The 20,822-nt window shown below is 34.2% G+C and carries 17 protein-coding genes; 3 read left to right on the plus strand and 14 right to left on the minus strand.

The window, feature by feature from the left end:
- Nucleotides 1-802: 802 nt before the first annotated feature.
- Entirely contained in the window at nt 803-1,612 is an 810-nt protein-coding gene (locus FEU33_RS08650; RefSeq protein ID WP_146548981.1) for a YitT family protein, read from the plus strand.
- Nucleotides 1,613-1,745: 133 nt separating this feature from the next.
- Here the strand turns inward: FEU33_RS08650 and FEU33_RS08655 are convergent, their stop codons facing one another.
- The 5 genes from FEU33_RS08655 to FEU33_RS18780 form a co-directional block, all read right to left on the minus strand.
- Entirely contained in the window at nt 1,746-3,470 is a 1,725-nt protein-coding gene (locus FEU33_RS08655) for an MFS transporter (RefSeq protein ID WP_146548982.1), read from the minus strand.
- A 5-nt stretch (nt 3,471-3,475) separates the two neighbouring features.
- The gene (locus FEU33_RS08660) at nt 3,476-4,030 is read right to left on the minus strand and encodes a PadR family transcriptional regulator (protein WP_146548983.1); all 555 of its coding nucleotides are present in this window, start codon (nt 4,028-4,030) and stop codon (nt 3,476-3,478) included.
- Nucleotides 4,031-4,290: 260 nt separating this feature from the next.
- Entirely contained in the window at nt 4,291-5,418 is a 1,128-nt protein-coding gene (nspC, locus tag FEU33_RS08665) for a carboxynorspermidine decarboxylase (RefSeq protein WP_146548984.1), read from the minus strand.
- Between the two features lies 1 nt (nt 5,419).
- Nucleotides 5,420-6,622, minus strand: a complete 1,203-nt coding sequence (locus FEU33_RS08670) for a saccharopine dehydrogenase family protein (RefSeq protein WP_146548985.1) — start codon at nt 6,620-6,622, stop codon at nt 5,420-5,422.
- A gap of 748 nt (nt 6,623-7,370) precedes the next feature.
- Nucleotides 7,371-7,541: a hypothetical protein gene (locus tag FEU33_RS18780; RefSeq protein WP_186725788.1), complete on the minus strand. Its 171-nt coding sequence runs from the start codon at nt 7,539-7,541 to the stop codon at nt 7,371-7,373.
- Nucleotides 7,542-8,035: 494 nt separating this feature from the next.
- Here FEU33_RS18780 and FEU33_RS08675 point away from each other — a divergent pair, with 494 nt between their 5' ends.
- The gene (locus FEU33_RS08675) at nt 8,036-8,851 is read left to right on the plus strand and encodes a plasmid pRiA4b ORF-3 family protein (protein ID WP_146548986.1); all 816 of its coding nucleotides are present in this window, start codon (nt 8,036-8,038) and stop codon (nt 8,849-8,851) included.
- Between the two features lie 95 nt (nt 8,852-8,946).
- Here the strand turns inward: FEU33_RS08675 and FEU33_RS08680 are convergent, their stop codons facing one another.
- The 3 genes from FEU33_RS08680 to FEU33_RS08690 form a co-directional block, all read right to left on the minus strand.
- A complete protein-coding gene (locus FEU33_RS08680) occupies nt 8,947-10,182 on the minus strand; it encodes a D-serine ammonia-lyase (RefSeq protein WP_146548987.1) in 1,236 nt (411 codons plus the stop codon).
- 340 nt (nt 10,183-10,522) lie between these two features.
- Nucleotides 10,523-11,335, minus strand: a complete 813-nt coding sequence (locus FEU33_RS08685) for an ABC transporter permease subunit (RefSeq protein ID WP_146548988.1) — start codon at nt 11,333-11,335, stop codon at nt 10,523-10,525.
- 2 nt (nt 11,336-11,337) lie between these two features.
- Nucleotides 11,338-12,216, minus strand: a complete 879-nt coding sequence (locus FEU33_RS08690) for an ABC transporter ATP-binding protein (protein ID WP_146548989.1) — start codon at nt 12,214-12,216, stop codon at nt 11,338-11,340.
- A 562-nt stretch (nt 12,217-12,778) separates the two neighbouring features.
- Between FEU33_RS08690 and FEU33_RS08695 the strand changes: the two genes are divergently transcribed.
- Complete coding sequence (locus tag FEU33_RS08695) at nt 12,779-13,369, plus strand: TetR/AcrR family transcriptional regulator (RefSeq protein ID WP_146548990.1); 591 nt, start codon at nt 12,779-12,781, stop codon at nt 13,367-13,369.
- A gap of 558 nt (nt 13,370-13,927) precedes the next feature.
- On the opposite strand, the gene FEU33_RS08700 is transcribed toward FEU33_RS08695, so the two are convergent.
- The 6 genes from FEU33_RS08700 to pelG all read right to left on the minus strand — a co-directional run bounded on the left by FEU33_RS08700 (nt 13,928) and on the right by pelG (nt 20,820).
- A complete protein-coding gene (locus tag FEU33_RS08700; RefSeq protein ID WP_146548991.1) occupies nt 13,928-14,077 on the minus strand; it encodes a YvrJ family protein in 150 nt (49 codons plus the stop codon).
- Nucleotides 14,078-14,698: 621 nt separating this feature from the next.
- On the minus strand, nt 14,699-14,959 hold the full coding sequence (locus tag FEU33_RS08705; protein WP_146548992.1) for a helix-turn-helix domain-containing protein: 261 nt from the start codon (nt 14,957-14,959) through the stop codon (nt 14,699-14,701).
- 19 nt (nt 14,960-14,978) lie between these two features.
- On the minus strand, nt 14,979-15,575 hold the full coding sequence (locus FEU33_RS08710) for a sigma-70 family RNA polymerase sigma factor (RefSeq protein WP_146548993.1): 597 nt from the start codon (nt 15,573-15,575) through the stop codon (nt 14,979-14,981).
- Nucleotides 15,576-16,302: 727 nt separating this feature from the next.
- Nucleotides 16,303-16,983 (minus strand): DUF4956 domain-containing protein, encoded by a 681-nt coding sequence (locus tag FEU33_RS08715; protein WP_186725789.1) that lies wholly within the window; start codon nt 16,981-16,983, stop codon nt 16,303-16,305.
- Between the two features lie 20 nt (nt 16,984-17,003).
- The gene (locus FEU33_RS08720; protein ID WP_146549947.1) at nt 17,004-17,711 is read right to left on the minus strand and encodes a polyphosphate polymerase domain-containing protein; all 708 of its coding nucleotides are present in this window, start codon (nt 17,709-17,711) and stop codon (nt 17,004-17,006) included.
- Nucleotide 17,712: 1 nt separating this feature from the next.
- The gene (gene pelG / locus FEU33_RS08725; RefSeq protein WP_186731365.1) at nt 17,713-20,820 is read right to left on the minus strand and encodes an exopolysaccharide Pel transporter PelG; all 3,108 of its coding nucleotides are present in this window, start codon (nt 20,818-20,820) and stop codon (nt 17,713-17,715) included.
- Nucleotides 20,821-20,822 lie beyond the last annotated feature (2 nt).

Consider the following 20,822-nt stretch of genomic DNA (forward strand, 5'->3'; position numbering starts at 1 on the left):
CAATCCTATCCACGGAAGATTCGGTTCTATCCACGGTTTAGACAATCCTATCCACGGAAGACTCGGTTCTATCCACGGTTGAAGATTCCATCCACGGAAAACACACTTCTATCCACGGTTGACTTGGTCCCATCCACGGAAAACGCACTTCTATCCACGGTTTAGACGATCCTATTCACGAATAAGATAGCCCAATCCACAGAATAAGCAAAACCTACAAATTTTTTACATAGCCTTTTCTGAATGTATATCTATCGTTAAAGTAAGTAAGCCTCACACAATGGCGGTTTTCTTTATTCCTCACTGTATTTGACTCAAACCAATCAAGATCTTATAGGCAACGAGAACCTATGCTTATTTACTGGAATCCTGGTATATAGGATTTTACTCCTCACGTAAATGTAAATTAAAGTGAAGCTTCCATCAGTGGGGGTTTTCTTGATCCCCCACTGAGCTAGAGGAACTCAGGTTAAAAGGCCCAAGTCCTGTGGCAACACCTGAGGGACCAACATCTTGTTGGCCCAAACCAATCGGACTATTACGCGCATTTCATCCCCCATCTATCTTTCTCGTTTCTCTTTATATCTTGAGATTGGGGTCTTACTGTCCATTAAAGCGGGAGAAATTGTATACATATCCACCACGATTTACATCTTTTTAAAGTCAATACATCAATCACATCCCAGCGAAAGATAAAGAATTCTTGATTTCAAATAAAAAAATTGGTTATCATAGGAAAAGGATTGATTTTTAACTATGATGTACATCTAAAGGTGTGCGGATAGCAGTTGGGAGAGAATATATGCGCAATATTATTACGATTATAATTGCCTCTATTTTGATGGGGTTTGCTTATAATTTTTTACTAATACCTCATAAAATCTTAAGTAGTGGATTAAGCGGGATCGCCATGATGCTTGGGATCATTACACCTTTCAATACAGGGATATTGAATTTTTTATTAAACTTACCTTTGCTGATTATCGGATACAGGAAATTAGGAAAACGATTTATTACTTATACTATTTTGTCAGTAGTCGTGATTTCTGTCAGTTTATTAGTAATACCCATTCGTGCCATATCAAATGAACCTATTTTAGCCTCTCTTTTTGGTGGCGTTATTATCGGAATAGGTGTTGGGTTGATCTTTCGTGCATCAGGTTCTTCTGGAGGATTCGATATTATTGCGATGTTGTTGACGAAAAAAAGGGATCTCCCTCTTGGTACAATTATTTCAATGATGAATGGAATTGTTGTGTTGGCCTCAGGTTTTATCTTCAGCTGGGATGCTGCTTTACTAACATTGGTGTCCATTTACGCTTCTGGCAAAACAATTGATCTCATTCATACAAACAACATCAAACTTACACTTATGATCATTACTTCTAAAGGTGATGATATGAAGGACAAGCTACTCACGAAACTTCATCGAGGCATTACCATTATTAACGGTGAAGGTGCTTACACTGGCGAAAATCGTCAAGTTCTTATTACGGTTATTACACGCTATCAATTGTCAGAAGTAAAACACATTGTTCAAGAAGTAGACCAGCATGCATTTGTGAACATTACAGAAACAAAAGAAGTCATTGGAATGTTTAGTCGAGGATAAGGGGATCATGTAAAACTTTACACAGTGGAGGTTTTTTTATCCACTCCACTGTGTAAGTTAAACCCAACGGATATTTACAAGTAATGTCCCCCATTTATTTTCTGCTCATTACTGGAAATCTTAAAGTACGAGCTTACTGCACGTGAATGCGGGATTTTTTTTGATAAAACAACAGGCCGATTAAGCTGCAAATTAAAATAATGGGTGTACTCGTTTTATATAAATCTGTAAAAGATTTTGATAGATTATCTTTGCTATACTTTGTTATTTCCTCTGTATATAATTGAATCTCTTTATTAATTTGATTAATGTTTTGATTCACTTTATAGGAAATTTCTTTTGTTATACTATTTTTTTGGTCTTTTTTAGGATTTGTTGGTAGATCATTTAATGCTTTAGTTACTTCTTGTTTGATGATCTTTTGTCTTTCAGTTTTAGAGATTAAATTAGTAGAAGAAGTTAGTTTTTGATTTGAACCTTCCACCAAACTTTTTCTGTCAATTTCAGATATAGTGTCTTTTAAGACTTTCTCTTTTTGTTGTGCATTAAGTAATTGGAGAGTATTTACTTTTTTATGTGCAAATTGATAAACCTCCTGTTTTCTTTCAGTAAGATGATTGGTAAGAGTTGAAACAAAAATGGCTATTGCTAAAACTACTCCTAATTGTCGTAAAACAGAAACAACACTTTGAGACGCTGTTAGTAATTCTCCCTCAAAAGAAGATGCTGCTAAAATAGTAATAGGACCAACGATTAAACCATATCCTATTCCTAATAAAACACAAGGCAGAATAATTTCTGAATAATCCGATCCCACCGTAATAGATTCGAGCAAGTAATATGAACACGCCATAACAATAAAACCTGATAGAATTACCGTAATTTTGCCTAGTTTTTTTAGCAATATGGGAGCAAGTGGAGAAATCAAAAAAATCATACCAGAAATAGGTGTTACCATAAGGGCAGCCTGAATTTCCGTCTTTTCATACATTCTAGTTAGAAAAGTTGGAAGTAAAACTGTCACCCCCACCAAAAAAACATTGCTTAATATTACAGCAAGCGATGCACCTACGAATATTCGATCCTTAAAAAGTTTAAGATTGATCATTGGATCTATAACTTTTCTTTCCATCAAAATAAAACCGATAAAAGAAAAGCTACTTATACTAAAACAAGAGATCGTCTTGAAACTATTCCATCCCCATGCTCCACCCTTTACCAATGCTTCTGTCAAAAAAAAGATAGCGAAACTACTTAAAAATAACCCTACCCAATCTATTTTTGCCTTGACTCGTTCTTCATTTTTCACATTTAGCATTTTTAAGCATAAGAATATCCCCAATATGCAAATAGGTATATTAACCAGGAATACCCATTCCCAACTAAGATTCTCTGTTACTATTCCACCAATGGCAGGACCTAACGCAGCTGATAATCCTTGAGTTACTCCTAAAATGGAAAGAGCCGTATTTCTTTTACTTAAAGGAACTGATGAAACTCCGATAACCATACTTGTCGGAAATAAAATTGCTGCCCCAACACTCTGAATAAATCTTGATAGGATAAGAAAATCAACAGTAGCGGCTACTGCACATAAAATAGATCCAATACCAAAAATGAGCAAGCCTACTATGTACATTTTAGCTTTACCAAACAGCTCAGCGATTCTTCCTAGTGGTATCGAAAAAACAGCTATAGACATTGTATAAATATTTAAAACCCACGACATTTTTTCTAAAGAGGCAGATAAGTCTAATTGGATAGCTGGTAGAGCAATGTTCATAATCGTTGTGTCTATCATACATAGAAATATGCCTACACACATTAAAAAAACAATTTTAAGCCCTTTTTGCTCCATTCTAATTAATCCTTCCCTTTTACATTTTCTCCAATACCTTCTTTTATTTGTTTTAATTCAATCAGTTTTCTTTCCAATGTTTCTATTTGTGCTGCGTACTGTGATATTCCTACTTCTAAACATATTTCTTGAGGCATCGACATTTTTTGAGCCCAATCTGCTTTTTTTGTATAAAGTTGTTCTAGACTTTTTCTCTTAGTATTTATTTCTTCCTCCACCCACTTAATTAAAGTTGGTTTATCAACATACTCACCAAAATACATTCTCATTAGAAAATCAGAGCATAATACATCTTTTTGTATATTTTGTTCAAGGTATTGATTAAATTCTTTCACTCCTTTTTTAGTAATCGAATATACATTTTTATTTGGTTTGCCTTCTTGAATAACGATATCCTTGTCGATCATTCCTTCTTTTTCTAATTGTCTCAAAGTTGGATAGATCATCCCAAAGCTACCATCGAAAAAATGTGAAAATACATCTTCAAATACCAACTTTATATCATAACCAGACATTGAATGTTTAAGTAAGGTACCTAAGATAACATCTCTTCCTTTCATAATTACACTTCAGCTCCTTTATATTAACATTGATAATATAAATAAAAATCATATGAATGATGATAGTATACTATACAATAGATTTATTGTATATATTTAATGATCTAATTATTTTTTATTGAAACACTGCTAGATGATGAAAATCTATTTATTATTTCTATGTTTCACAGCTATGTATAAAAGAAAAAACCATAAAAAAAACCAAGAACTTTGTTGTTCTTGGTCCCCTTATTCTTAAAAGAATTATCACTTTTAGAGCGTTATGAAAGTCTTCCTTTAAAATCCTCATAATTAAACTGATGGACAATACGACAATCTCCATTTTTATCCTTGATCACAAGATTTGGTAATGCCATTCCATTAAATGTGTTGGTTTTGACCATCGTATAAATAGCCATATCCCCAAATACGAGTCGATCACCATTTTTTAAAGGCTGATCGAAAGAATAATCACCAATTATATCTCCTGTTAGACAAGTTGGTCCACCAAGGCGATACGTATAAGCCTTCTCCCCTTTTTCACCTGAGTCAAATAATGGAGGGCGATACGGCATTTCCAATACATCCGGCATATGGCAGCATGCAGAAGTATCCAAAATGGCAATATCCATATCATTTTGAAGCGTATCAAGCACTGTTGTCACTAGGACACCAGCATTTAATGCAATGGCTTCACCTGGTTCAAGATAAACCTCTACATCATATTTTTTCTGAATTCTTGTGATACACTCTTCCAATAAAGGTATATTATAATCTTCTCTCGTAATATGATGCCCGCCGCCAAAGTTGATCCATTTCATTTGAGAGAGCCATGGGCCAAATTTTTCTTCAACCGCTTCTAAAGTAATCGCCAAATCATCCGCATTTTGCTCACAAAGTGTATGGAAATGCAAACCTGAAACACCTTCAAGCCATTCAGGGCGAAATTGGCTGATTGTTACACCAAATCGAGAGCCCGGTGCACATGGATCATAGATCTCATGACCCACTTGTGTTGAGCATTCAGGATTGATGCGCAAACCTATGCTTTTTCCTGCGTTCAATACTTTATCTCGATATTTTGCTATTTGTGAAAAAGAATTGAAAACAATATGATCGCATAATTCGAGTATTTCATCAATTTCATCTTCGCGATAAGCTGGAGAAAAAACATGATTTTCTTTCCCCATTTCTTCATATCCAAGTTTCGCCTCATATAGGCCGCTACCAGCAGTACCACTTAAATATTCGCCAATCATTGGATACAATTCATACATCGAAAATGCCTTTTGTGCGAGAAGAATCTTACATCCCGTACGATCCATGACACCCTTTAAAATTTGAAGATTTTCTTCAAGCAGGTTTTCATCCACTACAAAACTAGGTGTAGGTATTTCGCTAAACTTCATCTTAGTCTACAAGCTCCGGATCAAAACTTTCTTTCCATGGAAGTCCCCATTTATTGAGTGCATCCATAAATGGATCTGGATCGAATTCCTCAATATTGTAGACACCTTTTTTATCCCATGTACCTGTTACTAACATCATAGCACCAATCATAGCTGGTACGCCTGTTGTATAGGAAACTGCTTGTGAACCTACTTCTTTATAGCATTCTTCATGATCACATACATTGTATAAATAGTATGTTTTATCTTTACCGCCTTTTTTACCACGGAAGATACAACCTATATTTGTTTTACCCTTTGTACGTGGTCCTAGTGAAGCTGGATCAGGAAGTACTGCTTTCAAAAATTGTAGTGGGATGATTTGTTTTCCTTCAAATTCAATTGGTTCAATAGAAGTCATACCAACATTTTCTAGACATTTTAAATGGGTTAAATAGCTTTCGCCGAAAGTCATAAAGAAGCGAATGCGTTTAATACCTGGAATATTCAATGCAAGTGATTCAATTTCTTCATGGTGCAATAAATACATATCTTTATCGCCGATTTCAGGGAAATTATAGGCACGTTTGATTTCCATTGGTTCCGTTTCTACCCATTCACCATTCTCCCAATAGCTACCTTTTGCAGAAACTTCACGAATATTGATTTCTGGATTGAAGTTAGTTGCAAATGGATAGCCATGATCCCCGGCGTTACAGTCAAGAATATCGATATATTCAATCTCATCAAACTCATGTTTTAATGCGTATGCAGCAAATACACTTGTGATACCTGGATCAAAACCGCTACCAAGAAGTGCTGTAATACCCGCTTCTTCAAAACGTTGACGGTATGCCCATTGCCAGCTATATTCAAATTTTGCAGTATCTTCTGGTTCGTAGTTTGCAGTATCTAAATAATTTGTTTTCGTTGCAAGACATGCATCCATAATCGTTAAATCTTGGTATGGTAATGCAAGATTCATCACGATATCTGGTTTTACTTCGTTGATCAAAGCAATAAGTTCGTCCACATTATCTGCATCTACTTTTGCAGTTGTAATTTTTGTTTCCGTTTTTCCTTCTAATTTCTCTTTTAAAGCATCACATTTTGCTTTTGTACGGCTTGCAATGCAAAGCTCCTCAAATACTTCTGAATTTTGACAACATTTTTGGATGGCAACGGAAGCTACTCCTCCGCAACCGATAACTAGTGCTTTTCCCATTTTTTTCTCTCCCAGCAAAGTAGATTTTCAAAGTATTTATGGAAACATAACAGGTAGAATACACACTGAATATTCCCGAAAACTTACTGTGAAATAGCCTAAAATGGATAATAAAAAAAGCAAATGAAAACGCATCATAGCGCACCACTTGCTTTCGATATAACGATAAGATAAAGAAAAGCATACACATACATATATGGTACATCGTTCTCTATTTCACCAAACAATGTTTTAGTAGATTCGCTCTTCTATATCCATTCATATCAATTTATATCATTTTAGATCAGAGTCTATATAGCAAACAATTACTTTTACCACTCTTATTGACCGTTTCACAAGTTGATGTGCATTTGCACTGGTTGTAAAGTAACCAACTTATAAAATTTGAGCATTTGCTCAATCAATAAGGCAACGAAAAAGTTGCCAATCGGCATTTGACCCGGCACACCGTTGCCTTAACTCTCCAAAGGAAAGTGGTCAAAATTATCTGCTTGGAAAACCCTGATACTTCAATATCTGCTTTCCAAAATCATAACTTCATCATCATAACAACTAATCACTCATTTAGCAATAGGAAAAATAAATATTCGTTCAAAATAGGGATAAAACCGTTTGGCATGTGTATCAAGGACATTTTAATGATCTATTTTATATGAAATTCATTTTATCTAAGGCTTCATGAAACTCAATTTTGATTCGCAATGAAAAAGTCACTTCCTTATCGAAATAGAAGTGACTTTATCGATTATTAGAAATTTAATTTGTTAAATAATCGGATATGGAAAATTTTATGATAAATCACAAAATAAAGTACAGGTAACGCAATAAGCATCAACATTGAATATTCTACAGGTAATGATGTATTGATCACATTGCCGATGACAATAAATAGAAGCGTAGCAACCATAAATTTGAACATTTTTATTACCCCTTTTCAGTTAGTTTCATATTAACGATCATTTTACTCATGACTCAAATCACGATCGTGTTTCAAAAAATTTATATATAATATCTGTATTCGTTTACATTTTACATCATTATGGCTGTTTTGTGAACAAAATGTGTAAAATTTATTTCAAAAAATTGAACATTTTTATTTGTTCTTAAATTTGTCAATAGTTAGGTGCTTGAAGCCATTTCATAATGAAAAATCCATGTAAAAATACTAATATTCCCCATCAATATAAACATTCACGTTCAGACAGGGGTGTTCCGATTGTCACAGGACTCTACCAGAGATAGCTTTGAATAGGGTAGTTAATATGTGAGAAAATTGAACACCTACTTTGAAAAAAACAGGTGATCAATCATTTTATCAAATACTGTAAATATCTATGATAGGATTATTAGCATTCAATCCATTTGCTTGTTACAATGATTTTGTAATGACTAAACTTATAGGATGTGATCCTCTTGATTAATTTGTTGATTTTAAAATTTTTAGAAGACATAAAAAATGCAAAAGAATACAGTTATTTTCCAAAAGCGGATCAGCAACGTTTAGATGAGATTATACAATTCGTTGGAACTGGAAAAGATGTTACATCTCTATTTCAAGAGGTACAATCAAACAATAAACAATTGGCTCAATTGACGCTTGATGATCTATTTAGTGATGAAACTGAAGATTTTGAACCAATTGAAGGCATTATGCAATTAAAGATTACCTTAAATGGAGCTAAACCCCCTATTTGGAGAAGAATTCTCGTTGATCCTAATATGACTTTTGATGAATTGCACAATGTCATTCAAGTATCCATGGGATGGACAAACTCTCATTTATATAATTTTAATTATAAAAATATTTATATCGAACCAGAAAATGATGAGTTTGACTTTGGTTCACCATTCGGTAAAGAGTCATTAGATGCAGAAATAACCATAATTGGTAATCTTCTCTCACATGAAGGAGAAAGCTGCATCTACACTTATGACTTCGGAGATAATTGGGAGCATACGATCAAAGTAGAAAAAATAATTTCTGATGAAACGTCAGAAAATGACGAATTTTTTGTTCCTCACTGCATCAAAGCAAAGCGTGCATGCCCTCCAGAAGATTGTGGAGGCATTCCAGGATTAGCTGAATTAGAAAAAGTGTTGGTTGGTCCAAAAACAGAAGAACAAGATTCTCTCAAAATTTGGATTGGTGAATCTTATGATAGTGAAAAAGTAGATCTCGATGACATCAATCAAAATCTACAAAAATTATATAAAGAGCTATTCCTATAAACTGGTAAACAAAAAACGCCTTCCTATCCTTGAACAATTGGTTCAATAGAGAATGGCGTTTTTATTAAAATCCAAAGTTTGGATGAAATATTCAATTATCCTAAAATGTATTTTTGCTGTTCGTCTTTTGGCACCATACTCCCGCCAGTTGCCCAGACGATGTGGGTGGCATTTGGATTGTCGGTTGCGTCCTTCAATTGCTCTAGTCCAATAAATCCAGCTACTGCGGATGGCTCTACAATGATTTTTTCCATTTGATACAATGTTCGAACATATTGGGAAAGCCGTTCATCTGAAATTGTCATGATGCCATCTAGTAATGGTTCCATCTGTTGTCCAACAAACGAGGAAGGCCGCCCCACAGCTAAACCGTCCGCAATGGTTAAATTAGATAAACCGATATCTTGAACTGCGATTTTATCATGTAAACCAGTTGCCATTCCTAAAAGCATACACGGAGACTCTATTGGCTCTACAAAATAGCCATGTACATTTTCTCCAAAGCTCTCTTTCAAACCATATGTCACGCCACCTGGCCCACCGCCAACCCCACATGGGATATAAACATAAAGGGGATGATTTGCATCGACCGCAATGTTCTCTTCTTGAAGTTGTTGCTTTAATCTTCTACCAGCTACCGCATAGCCTGCAAACAATTGTTTAGAATGCTCATCGTCGATAAAATAACTGTTTGGATCTTTTAATGCTTCTTTCCTGCCCGCATCAACAGCTAAAGAAAAATCTCCACTGTGTTCCACAACCGTTACACCTATTTTTCGTAACAATTGTTTCTTCCACTCTTTTGCATCATGAGACATATGTACATTTACTTTAAACCCTAAAGTTGCGCTCATGATCCCAATACTAAGCCCTAAATTCCCTGTGGAGCCGACCACAATTGTGTATTGGCTCAATAATTTCTGAATCGGTTTTATGGTAAAAATCTTATAATTATCCTCTAACCTTACAAACCTGTGCTCCATCGCAATTTTCTCTGCGGCATAAAGCACTTCATGAATCCCACCACGTGCCTTGATAGAACCGCTAATAGGCAACGCATCATCTCGTTTTACGTATAGTTTACCTTTAACCCCTAACTTTTGCTGCATGACCGGTACGGATTGCAATACGGATTCTACTTTCCCATCTTGTTTTTTCGTTTCAGGAAAAACCTCTTGAAAATAAGGGGCAAATCGCTTTAAACGCCCTTCAGCATCATCGATCAGCGCTGAGTCAATTTGATAAATCTCTGACTTCTTTTTATTTTTCCAAACAATCATCTTTTTACTTTTCAATTCATCGATTAAGTTCTGAAAAGGTGATAAATCCATTTTTCATCCCACTCCCTTTCACCTCATATCATCACTTTATGAAAAATAGCCAAAAAAATCTAGTATTTCATCAACATTTTAAGATGAAATACTAGATGACTATTTAAATTTCTATATAAAGTGAAACTTCGCCCAGTAGGGACCCTCTCTATCCCCACTGAGTGTTAGTTGAACCAATCGGGCTTCCACAGGCAGTTGTTCCCTCACTTATCTTCCATGTTTCCCTACATTTTAATGTGAGGGATCTTACTGCCTGTTGATGCGGGATAAAGTGAAACTACATCATCAACTGTGCAACCTATCTCTTCCAAATCAACACACCTGACAATAAATATCTATTTTAAAGAGGCAAATCGCGTTTTTGAAAGAATAGAATGCCAATTGCGATTGTCAAAATCCCGATTAAACCTAAAAGACTAAAAGATAAAACCAAATTCGCATCACCACTCACAATATCACTAGGGCTAAACAAAGAATAGATGGTGAAATGTCTTAGCCATTCAACTTTATCACTGATTTTTCCAATCATATCTAGGCTGAAAAAACCAAATGCAATAGCCCCTGAAATTCCAAGCGATTTCTTTTCATCATTTGAAATACAGGATACTAGAAATGAAATCCCACCAACTGCAAAAAATAAAAGTAAGGCTGCGATATTGAGTTGAATGAATTTTAACGCATGAAATGAATCTTCCTCATTCAAAAATAAAGCATATCCTACAAAACCAGAAATTGTTGTTATCAGCATAATTAGAAAAATTCCCGTAAAGAAAACACAAGCTTGAGTAAAGACAACCTTTCCTCTTGTGATAGGAGTTGATAGTAAATAGGCCATTGAGCCTTGATCCACCAGTTTAGCCACCAACTGAGTTGGAAGAATGACACAAAAAATAGTTAAGATGATGGTCAAAATAACCCCATAGTATTCACCTGAGATAAAAGATTCAAAGCTGCCAAAACCATTTTCAAACCCAAAAGCTTTTAGTAAACTTTCTGGCATTACTTTTACAAATTCATTTAAAGATTTTGTATTAACGGCAATACTTGGGTAGATCCATACCATCAAAATCATGTAAAAGGCTGAACCAATCGCATAATTCAGTATGCTTTTCATTTGGATTTTCATCATTTGTTTATATAGTGGAAAATTCATCGTTATCTCTCCCCTTCATAGTAATTGATGAAAATTTCCTCGAGATTTTGCGTAAACACATCTATGTTTCGCACAGGATATTTAGATGTTTCAGCTAAAAATTCATCGAAGTTTCCTTGAATTGCTACCCGTACTACATTTTTTTGATGAAATACAATATCTAACTTTGATTTTGTAAAGGTATCTGCATCCGTTGAATTTTGGAAAGTAACTTCAAAAAGCTTACGTTGCATAGATTGTAATTCGTGAATATCTTTTATAGTTACAATCTTGCCATTTTTAATAATGGCAGCACGATCACAAGTTTTCTCAACTTCTTCCATACTGTGGGATGACAACAAAATAGTTTTGCCCTTTGCCTTTTCCTCTAACATCAGTTCGATAAATAGTCTTTGCATTAAAGGATCTAAACCAGATGTTGGCTCATCTAAAATAATGACTTCTGGATTATGCATAAGGGCTGCAACGATTCCCACTTTTTGCTTCATCCCTTTAGACATTTTTCGAATCGGTGTATTGACATCCAATCGAAGTCTTTCTATCAATTGCTTTTGCTTTGACAAATCATCTAAGCCTTGCATCCTCGCTATAAAATCCAAGAATCCTTTCCCTGTCATCCCCTCTAAAAAAGCGATTTCCCCTGGCAAATAACCAATGTATTTTTGTACTTTGCCCTGACTTTTCCACGTATCTAAATCATTTACCTTTATGTATCCATTATCTGGCTTCATAAAGCCCATAATATGGCGGATTGTTGTAGACTTTCCAGAACCATTTGGACCTAAAAAACCAAACACTTCCCCCTTTTTGACGGAGAATGAAACATTGAATATCCCTTTGCCATTTTTAAACTTCTTTGTCACATCATGAACTTCTAACAAGTTAAACACCTCCGTTAAATTATGAAATTTTGCATCTATTTTATTTCATAATTATCTTATTCCTTCATGACAATCATGTCAATGTAATTATGAAATCAAGTGTGTTGATTATCCGATTTTGACCATAAAAATGGAAGAATTCGTTGCTTTCCGCTGCGGCTTGCTCGCTTTCCTGCGGGCGAACGCTGAGCCGCTTCCTTCGCTTACGCTCCGTGCAGGGTCTCAGCTGTTCGCTTTTCCCACGGGAGTCGAGCAAGCCTTCGCTCCAATCTATATAAATGGAGCTAAAAATACATGTTTCTCTAAGGATTACGTCAAATATATTTCCTGATTTCTTCCTAATCAACACACCTATAATGAAATATTTATATGTTATAATTTCATAAAGTGAAACTTCTCTCAGCGGTGGCTCTCTATCCCCACTAAGCGTTAGTTGAACCAATCGGACTTTTACAGGCAGTTGTTCCCTCAATTACCTTCTATATTTTCCCACATCTTGATGTGAGGGAACTTACTGCCTATTGATGCGGGGTAAATAGGAAATAATAGCAAGGAGAAAAACATGAATGGATTTGAAAAAAGAGCGGCATTGATTAAAGAAAAAATTTTAAAAACGACGTTAAAAATGCTACAAACATATGAGCCTAGTCAACTACGAATTGCTGATATTGCAAAGATAGCAAAAGTTTCTCAAGTTACGATTTATAATTATTTTGGCAGTAAAGATGCTTTAATCCATGAATCAGTCAAACGTTATATAGATGTTTCGATCCAAGATTTTCAGGTGTATATGCAACAAGAAGATCCCATAAAGGAAAAAATCGAGCGAATGCTATTGCAAAATCAAGAATCATACGGAGTCCTATCTCCCTCTTTGATAAAGCGGTTAATCGCTAAAGACGAAGAGATCGCCAGCTATATTCAAGAAGAAACCAAAGAAAGAATTATTCCACTCCTTGTTCAAATGATTGATGCAGGGAAGAAAAATGGGGAAATATCCAAAAAAATAACAGCAGAAGGCTTTTTAGTATTTATTAACTTTATGAATCTACATTACGAGGAACTTCTGGACATTGTTACACAACAGGATAACACAGACTTAATCGACAGTCTCCACCATATATTTTTCTATGGAATATGTGGGAAAGAATGAAAATATATTGTCATTACTTATTAGAACATGCAGTGTATTCTTCATCTCTCATTGAGTACTACGCCTTTTTAAGGCAGTCGATCCCTCACTCTTATACTCTGCTTATACTGGAATCTTGAGATAAGGTCCTACTTGCTGCCCATTAATATAGGATAAAGCGAAACTTCTCACATGCCTTACACTATGACAACGAAATTGATTATATTAGATCAAAAAATAAAAGCGATTGTTAAGAATTTTATTTCTTACAATCGCTTTCTTAATCATATTTTGTTATAACTCTTATCAAATTTTTACAGATCCTTTTCCGTATGACTATTTGACATGATTTTCTACCCTTCTCATAGGATATCTGTATGATGGGCAAAATGGTTACTCCAACATCCACCATATGGCAAGTTATTTTAGGTAACATTGCTTGACGGGCAATCATATCATCTTCTTGTAATCTTATTAGATGTTTCAATAATAATCGATGAGCAATTTTTGAAAGCAGTTTTTGAAAGTTCATGGAAATAGTGAGATCCCTCTATACTGATAATGTTCTATTATTTTAGATTACTCCTTTCCCTTTGATAAATCCAAAATGACATTTTCAAGCTTTTCAAACTTCTTTTCAAAGCGAAGAAACAGATAAATGGTAATGGCAATCGGAAAACCAAAATTTCCTAGTAAGCTGACCCATAATGGGAAATCTGTAGCATTCATCATCTCACCTCCCTCCATTAGTGTTGATATATCAACGGTTTGACCCGTTTTACATAATTTTAAAAATTTTTTAACATGACAATTTGGCATCATTTTCTAGTCATTTAAATATAATTTATTTGATAAAGTGAAACTCCATCAGTGGGGGTTTTTCTTCATCCCCCTCTAAAATAGAAGAACTCAGGTTAAAAGCGCCACATCCTATGGCAACACCTGAGGGACCAACATCTTGTTGGCTCGAACCAATCGGACTTTTACGGGCAGTTGATCCCCCATCTATCTTTTTCGTTTCTCCCTATATCTTGAGATGGGCTCTTACTGCCCGTTAAAGCGGGATAAATACGTTTCGCCTTTTCTAAAATTTTTATCAAACATATCAATCAAGAAAAATTAGGATCAATACTGGCTAATCACAGGTCAATAATTCTTGTTTCCAGTTCACTAGTTACGGATTGCTCAACTCTTCGAAAATGCATTTGCATTCCCTTCATACGGTATTAATCAAAGAAGTAAATTCAAAGTCCCGCAAGAAAGCGAGCAATCCGCAGCGAAAATCAATTGATGATGCCTTTTATAATGGATAACACCAGATTATCAATATGCATGATTTTTTAAACATCATTACTTAACTACTTTATAACTCTCTTTATAGTGATTTTGCCTTTCGTAAAATCGCCAAAAGCCATCCAACTCATCTACTTCATACATTTTAATAATAGAAATCAGTTTAAGTTCTAGCTCTTGTTCGATATCTACTCTATTCTGGAATTTTGTTTGTTGAAGGGATTTTTTAATTTTAGGTTTGAAAGCTTTTAATATCTTTTCAACTGCTTCAGTGTCATTTTTGGAGTCAATTGCCAACTGATACAAAGTTTTCGCCATGAAATCTCCTCCTTTTTATTTAAAGAATACATTTTTCTAGTGTAATATTTAAATCTCCTCTTATTCTCTTTAAGGCTTTATTCCGAGATTTTGAAACCGCTTGCTGAGATTTTTTTAAGTGTTTTCCAACTTCAGAATCGGTCCATCCTTTTATATACACAAGATAGAGAATATGTCTTTGATTTGGAGTCAACCTTTTCACTGCTTCATATATTTTGGAATCTGTTATATAATCTAAAATGTTATCTGATTTTAACTCAAAGTCCTCATGATAAATCGTCATATCCTTTAATGACATATCTGAATCTTCTTTTACAGGCTGATCCAGCATTATTGGAAACTGATAATTCAATTTACGAATTTTTTTATCTAAATTAATTGCGTGAAAATAAAGTGTTGAAGAGATATACGCCGTAAAACGAATATTGAAATAAAACCCTCGGAATGCCTGATCTAATTGTTCCTTATTTTGACAAGTTGGATCACAAATGGACTGTTTAAGTAATTGATAATTCGCTTTTTTTGATAAAAAATCCTTAATAATTGGATTATTTAAAAACGCTTTGTTTTCCTCAATAAATTTGCGAAATTTATAGCAATCATTATTCTTTTCCAATTTTAATCCCCCTTTTCTAAAAGATCAGCTATCGTAAACACTGCAGCTACTATTTCTTCTCCTCAAAACCAAAACAGCAAATAATTATCATTAAATCATTAAAATCAGTCATTTTGAATCACTTTATTGAAAATAATTATTATTTTTTTTTGAACATTTAATAAATAAAAGAATAATTTAGAAGAAAAATAACAACCTCCTTTCAATACTTATAAATCTCTATAATAACATTTTAGTAATTTTTTTCAAAAACATGCAAGAATATTGGATTTTTTTATGTTTATTCTTTCATTGATATTCAAATTCCTCCTTAAATGGTTTTTTTTACAAAATAAAACAAAAACGAAACATGTTGCTACTTAAAAAGCAATACTTTCTGACATTTGCCCGCCCTTTTTTCGACCTAATCATCATTCGATTATTTACTCAATCAAAAAAACAACACGAACCTATACTCAACTGCACCTCCAATTTGTTAGATCGTATCTAACAATTAGGATGAAGTTCAGCTTTACATATAGGCTGTGTTGTTTTTTTATAAATGCTTATTATCTGTAACAGGCAATAGCCCCTACGCCAACTACTACAGATGCAAGTCAGTTTTCATATGCAAATGCCCTACTCCTAATCTGTACAGAAAAAAGTGCAGGATCACTGCTCCCTAAAGGCCGATTCTTTGAAGCAGCACCAGAGAAAAACTTCACTAGGTGTGTGATCTCACTTTTTACTATTGGGCGTAATCACCCGTATAGTTGACTAGTGAACAGGATTGTACACCTGCTGTTTGATCGATTGTTTTCATAAACGCAGTATTGTCATCAACGATATTGATCTCCAAAGTGATCTCTGTAAAACCATTTCGAATAGATTTAGATTTAAGTTTTGTATTAAGTTTTCGCAGTAATACTCGTAATTCATCTGTCGCTTCATCCGTGTGACGTACTATTAGCAAATAAGCTTCATGTTTTGTTTTCTTTTTAGACAGCCATGCGATAACAATCCCAAAGACTAACGAGCCAATAATGGATAAGGGATACATTTTTGCCCCTGTTGCAATACCTGCAGCAATCGCCCAAAACATGTAAACAATATCCAAAGGGTCTTTTACAGCTGTTCTAAAACGAACAATACTTAATGCCCCTACCATCCCTAAAGACAAGATTATATTCGTGCTAATAGTCATAATGATCAATGTGGTGATCATTGTCATCAGTACAAAAGAGACATTGTAGTTGTAACTGTATACAACACCGCGAAAATATTTTTTATAAATCCAATAGATAAACATCCCAATACCAAAAGAACAAGCTAAACCTAATAATATATCAATATAAGATACCGTCCCAAATGATTCGAGATGGAGCACACTTTTTTTAAAAAAATCCTTAAAGCTTAATGTATCATTCATATAAATTCCCCTTCAATTTTCTACTTAAAATTTTGTATGGTCACTTCTCTGCATAGAACATATTTAGAAATGGCTGAACGTACAATCCTTTCTGGCTGCAACAATTGACGGATGACATCAGGCAGAAAATGGTCAAATTTCACCTCTAGAATCACTTGTTCAGGAAGCAAGACTTCTTGTGAGATCTTCTTGTCATCAAACAGATCAATTGTATTGACGGTTGCCTTCAATTGTTTATCAAATGTAATTCGGACATTCCCTGGTTCATAAATATATGCCTCTCGAATATAGTCAACAATTACGACAGGTTGAAAATTTCGATAAAGCAACTCGGCATAAAAGTCTCTTAGTAATGGCTTTTCTGTATCTGCAAGTATTTCTACATTGCCTTTTAAAATGGCATTATATTCTTTTTTCGTAAGAGGAGCAGATTCCTTGCATATAAAATCCCCCCTCTTACTTTTTCTTTCTAATGTAATTTTTTTGTCACTGCCATTGTAAATACGGATACGGTATTTTTCTCTATGGAAAATGCCATTATTTTTATCATAAATGGAATGCTGATGAATTCCATCAAAATACAAACTAGAGATGCGATACCCCTCTTCATCGTTTGAATAAGGGTCGAGTGGCAGAAATTCAGAAATTTTCCTTCTTAGCGCGTTATATTCAAGTGCATTTAAATAATATTTCAATTCATGTCTAAAACTCTTAGCGAAAATACTCATATCAATCAACCTCGAAATCTCTTATTCCATGAAACTCGTTTCCTTCTTCATCTGTATACATATCGAACGAAGATTGCTGATGACCTTTACGATCTCTTACTGTCACTTTCCAAAAATATGGACCTTCAGCAGGCTTTTTCATGATGAATTTATTGGCTCGTATATCTTTTTTCATGGCGATGATCTTTTTCATATATGGATCTTTTGCAACTGTAATCGTGTAGTATAAATCATCGCCCTGTAAATCGAATGAAACATCCCAAGTAAATAGAAGTTTCGTGCTCGTTTGTTCGACATCTCCCATATAAAAAGGTTTAGGCTTTTGTAAATCTAGATAGTATCTTTTTTTAGCTCTTTCAGGAGTACTCGTTATTAATTTTATATCCTCTTCGTATTTTGCATTTTCAATCGGTAAATAATTTTTGTCAGGACTTTTTAAGATAAATGGCTTTACAATATCTTTATATTGACTTATTTGAGTGGAAACGGTATTTTTATTAATCACTTTTGATAATTCTTCTACCTTATTAGAAAGTTTTTGAACATTCTTTTCTGAACGAAAATATCGGTTTAACAGTTTATTTCCCCAATAGTTACTAATACCAGCCTGATAAGGGCGAATACTTTTTAGTTTTCGTTGTAATTCCCATCCGCCATCATAATCCCAAGGTAAGATAAACCACTTCTCAGAATTTAAAGGTGAATACAAATAAAAGTTGTTGGCATCCGTATCCATATTGTCCATCAGAATATTCATAGCTGTCCAAGTTAATAAGTTATCTACATCAAAATGTTTTTCGATCACATCTTCTATCGGCATATTAAAATTATTGACATCGTCTAGCATGGAGATTAACTTGTCATGATCTTCTTTACCCTTAATCTCTAAGATGGATTCAAATTTTTGTTGATCATATTTGGGATCCGTATGCTTTCTAATTTGTTCTGGATACCGATCGAATTCAAAAAATGTCACCTTATACAAGTAGCCATTCGGATCTAACAAATGTGTTCTCAAGAATTTTTTATTGGGTTGCTCGATTTGTGTATATAAACCATAATCTTCATACTTCTTTTTCTCTCCATTTGTTAAATCTTTTACATATAGATGGACAAATTGTGTACGAAGACTTGTCATATGAGGAATATCTTCCATCAGATCAAAGCTCAATTTATTTCTTAAACGGCTTGGATCATCAATATGCTTGTTTAAATCGATCGTACGCTGTTCTTGCCATAACCCTGCATTATCAAATAATTTTATTTTATAGGATTTTTGTGCGGCACTTCTGGATGAGTTCCCTCGAATGCTGATTTTTGCATTGGGTTCTTCCGTATCGTATCCGAATTTACCTTTTTTTGGTCCTATTCCATCTTCCGTTCCCTCCGCGAAAATAATGTCCAACTTTTCTTTACTATAACGATCGGTCATTCGATTCAGAGCATACCAATCTACCTTTTCAGATTGATCAGGAACGATCGTAATATATAATGACTTAATAGAATGATCTTCATCTCGTTCATACAATCGTTTATCATCTTCCAACTTGTCATTATTATTGGAAGTTTCAACGGCAACATTTGTCGTTTGTTCGGCATCTGTTGTTTTTTTGTCTTTTTGCTCGCTATTTCCACAAGCAGATAAGAGGATCATAGAAAGAATGACAATAGAAACCATTGATTTCGATTTCAACGAAGGTAATTTTTTACGTTCCTTTCGATTCATGGTCGTTAAAGGTTGTGAGCAAAATGTATAGTAATCTATATTTTTGAGTACATAGAGCAATCTAGTCATTGATAAGATTAAGATTAAAAATGATGCAAAGAACATGCCAGTGCCATCAAAATTCAATTTCATCGATCCAAAAGTTAAAATGATATTTAATAAAATAAATGAACCACTAATAGATAAAACTCCCTTTCGATCATCAAAATACATTAGCACATGTAAAATAACAAATAAGATGATAAAGAAAAAATAAGCCAAGCATAATAAAATGAATAGATCAAGCTGTTCCATCGTAAACCCTATTTTAGGTAAATAAATAATTCCTAAAGCTATGCACAAAGTTGTAAATAATAATTGAACTTCCACCAAAAAAGTGATTCGCTGCAACAACACATTTTGCATCTTTTTCTTGGCATTGTTCATACTCTCGTATGTTCCACCATCGACAACATTTCGGTAATAATTTAAAAACTTCGCATAAAAATCTGTTTCAACAATGACTACAAACATAACGAGCGAAGGCAACACCGAGATATATGCATAAAAAACTGGAACATCGTAAAAAGGCATCCAAACAAAATGATTGGCAATCGTGAAATGTCGATCTGAGAAAATCCAGTAAACAAAATTGTGAATATACACCCCGGAATAGACAAACAATCCACTAAAAAAAATAGATGGATACTTTTTTAAGTAGCTCAAAAAAGCAAAATAATATCGTTTTTCATCTCTTGGAAAGACTCGTTCAAAATGATACATCGACATCCCAACAATCACCGCAAACCCCACATCAATCCCAGCTAATGTGTTAATCGTTGGATCAATAGATAAAAACTTGAACAATAAGAAACTAACTACTATAGAAATAATGATGCCAATCGTAAACCCTCGGACAATTCTCTTATAATCCTTTAAAGCCGATAAAAAAACATTTTGAAGCCAGATCATTACTAATTCTATAAAAAATAAATAGGCAACGATTTTATACCCGATGTCTTCTTGTACTCCATGTAAAAATATAGCCGCGATCAGTCCAGCAATCGGCAAAACAACTGTCAATATGCCATAAAAAGATGAAATAATTTTTTCATACATCTTTTGATAAATCATATCTGCAATGTACCTTGTCACAATCATTGAAAATCCAGATGTAATAATGATTGAAAAGATAAAGCAATAGACCATTGTTGCTATAAACAGTTCATTCTCTAAATAACTACTGTCATTCGCTTTCATCATCAGTTGTTCTACAAACATCAAAATAAGACATAAGATCATCGGTCCAATGGTTGTTAAAGAAGAATAAACATAAGCTCTCACATTTTGAACAAGCCCTTCTTCTCGATATAACTTTCGAAGTTCAAAACCTATTCCTGCCATAG

This window comes from Rummeliibacillus suwonensis, assembly GCF_007896435.1.
GTDB classification, from domain to species: domain Bacteria; phylum Bacillota; class Bacilli; order Bacillales_A; family Planococcaceae; genus Rummeliibacillus; species Rummeliibacillus suwonensis.

What these genes read in the sequence shown, in the direction of transcription:
- FEU33_RS08650 (WP_146548981.1), top strand. Translation starts at nt 803, where the DNA reads ATGCGCAATATTATTACGATTATAATTGCCTCTATTTTGATGGGGTTT.
- FEU33_RS08655 (WP_146548982.1), bottom strand. Translation starts at nt 3,470, where the DNA reads ATGGAGCAAAAAGGGCTTAAAATTGTTTTTTTAATGTGTGTAGGCATA.
- FEU33_RS08660 (WP_146548983.1), bottom strand. Translation starts at nt 4,030, where the DNA reads ATGAAAGGAAGAGATGTTATCTTAGGTACCTTACTTAAACATTCAATG.
- nspC (WP_146548984.1), bottom strand. Translation starts at nt 5,418, where the DNA reads ATGAAGTTTAGCGAAATACCTACACCTAGTTTTGTAGTGGATGAAAAC.
- FEU33_RS08670 (WP_146548985.1), bottom strand. Translation starts at nt 6,622, where the DNA reads ATGGGAAAAGCACTAGTTATCGGTTGCGGAGGAGTAGCTTCCGTTGCC.
- FEU33_RS18780 (WP_186725788.1), bottom strand. Translation starts at nt 7,541, where the DNA reads ATGTTCAAATTTATGGTTGCTACGCTTCTATTTATTGTCATCGGCAAT.
- FEU33_RS08680 (WP_146548987.1), bottom strand. Translation starts at nt 10,182, where the DNA reads ATGGATTTATCACCTTTTCAGAACTTAATCGATGAATTGAAAAGTAAA.
- FEU33_RS08685 (WP_146548988.1), bottom strand. Translation starts at nt 11,335, where the DNA reads ATGAATTTTCCACTATATAAACAAATGATGAAAATCCAAATGAAAAGC.
- FEU33_RS08695 (WP_146548990.1), top strand. Translation starts at nt 12,779, where the DNA reads ATGAATGGATTTGAAAAAAGAGCGGCATTGATTAAAGAAAAAATTTTA.
- FEU33_RS08700 (WP_146548991.1), bottom strand. Translation starts at nt 14,077, where the DNA reads ATGAATGCTACAGATTTCCCATTATGGGTCAGCTTACTAGGAAATTTT.
- FEU33_RS08705 (WP_146548992.1), bottom strand. Translation starts at nt 14,959, where the DNA reads ATGGCGAAAACTTTGTATCAGTTGGCAATTGACTCCAAAAATGACACT.
- FEU33_RS08715 (WP_186725789.1), bottom strand. Translation starts at nt 16,983, where the DNA reads ATGAATGATACATTAAGCTTTAAGGATTTTTTTAAAAAAAGTGTGCTC.
- FEU33_RS08720 (WP_146549947.1), bottom strand. Translation starts at nt 17,711, where the DNA reads ATGAGTATTTTCGCTAAGAGTTTTAGACATGAATTGAAATATTATTTA.
- pelG (WP_186731365.1), bottom strand. Translation starts at nt 20,820, where the DNA reads ATGGCAGGAATAGGTTTTGAACTTCGAAAGTTATATCGAGAAGAAGGG.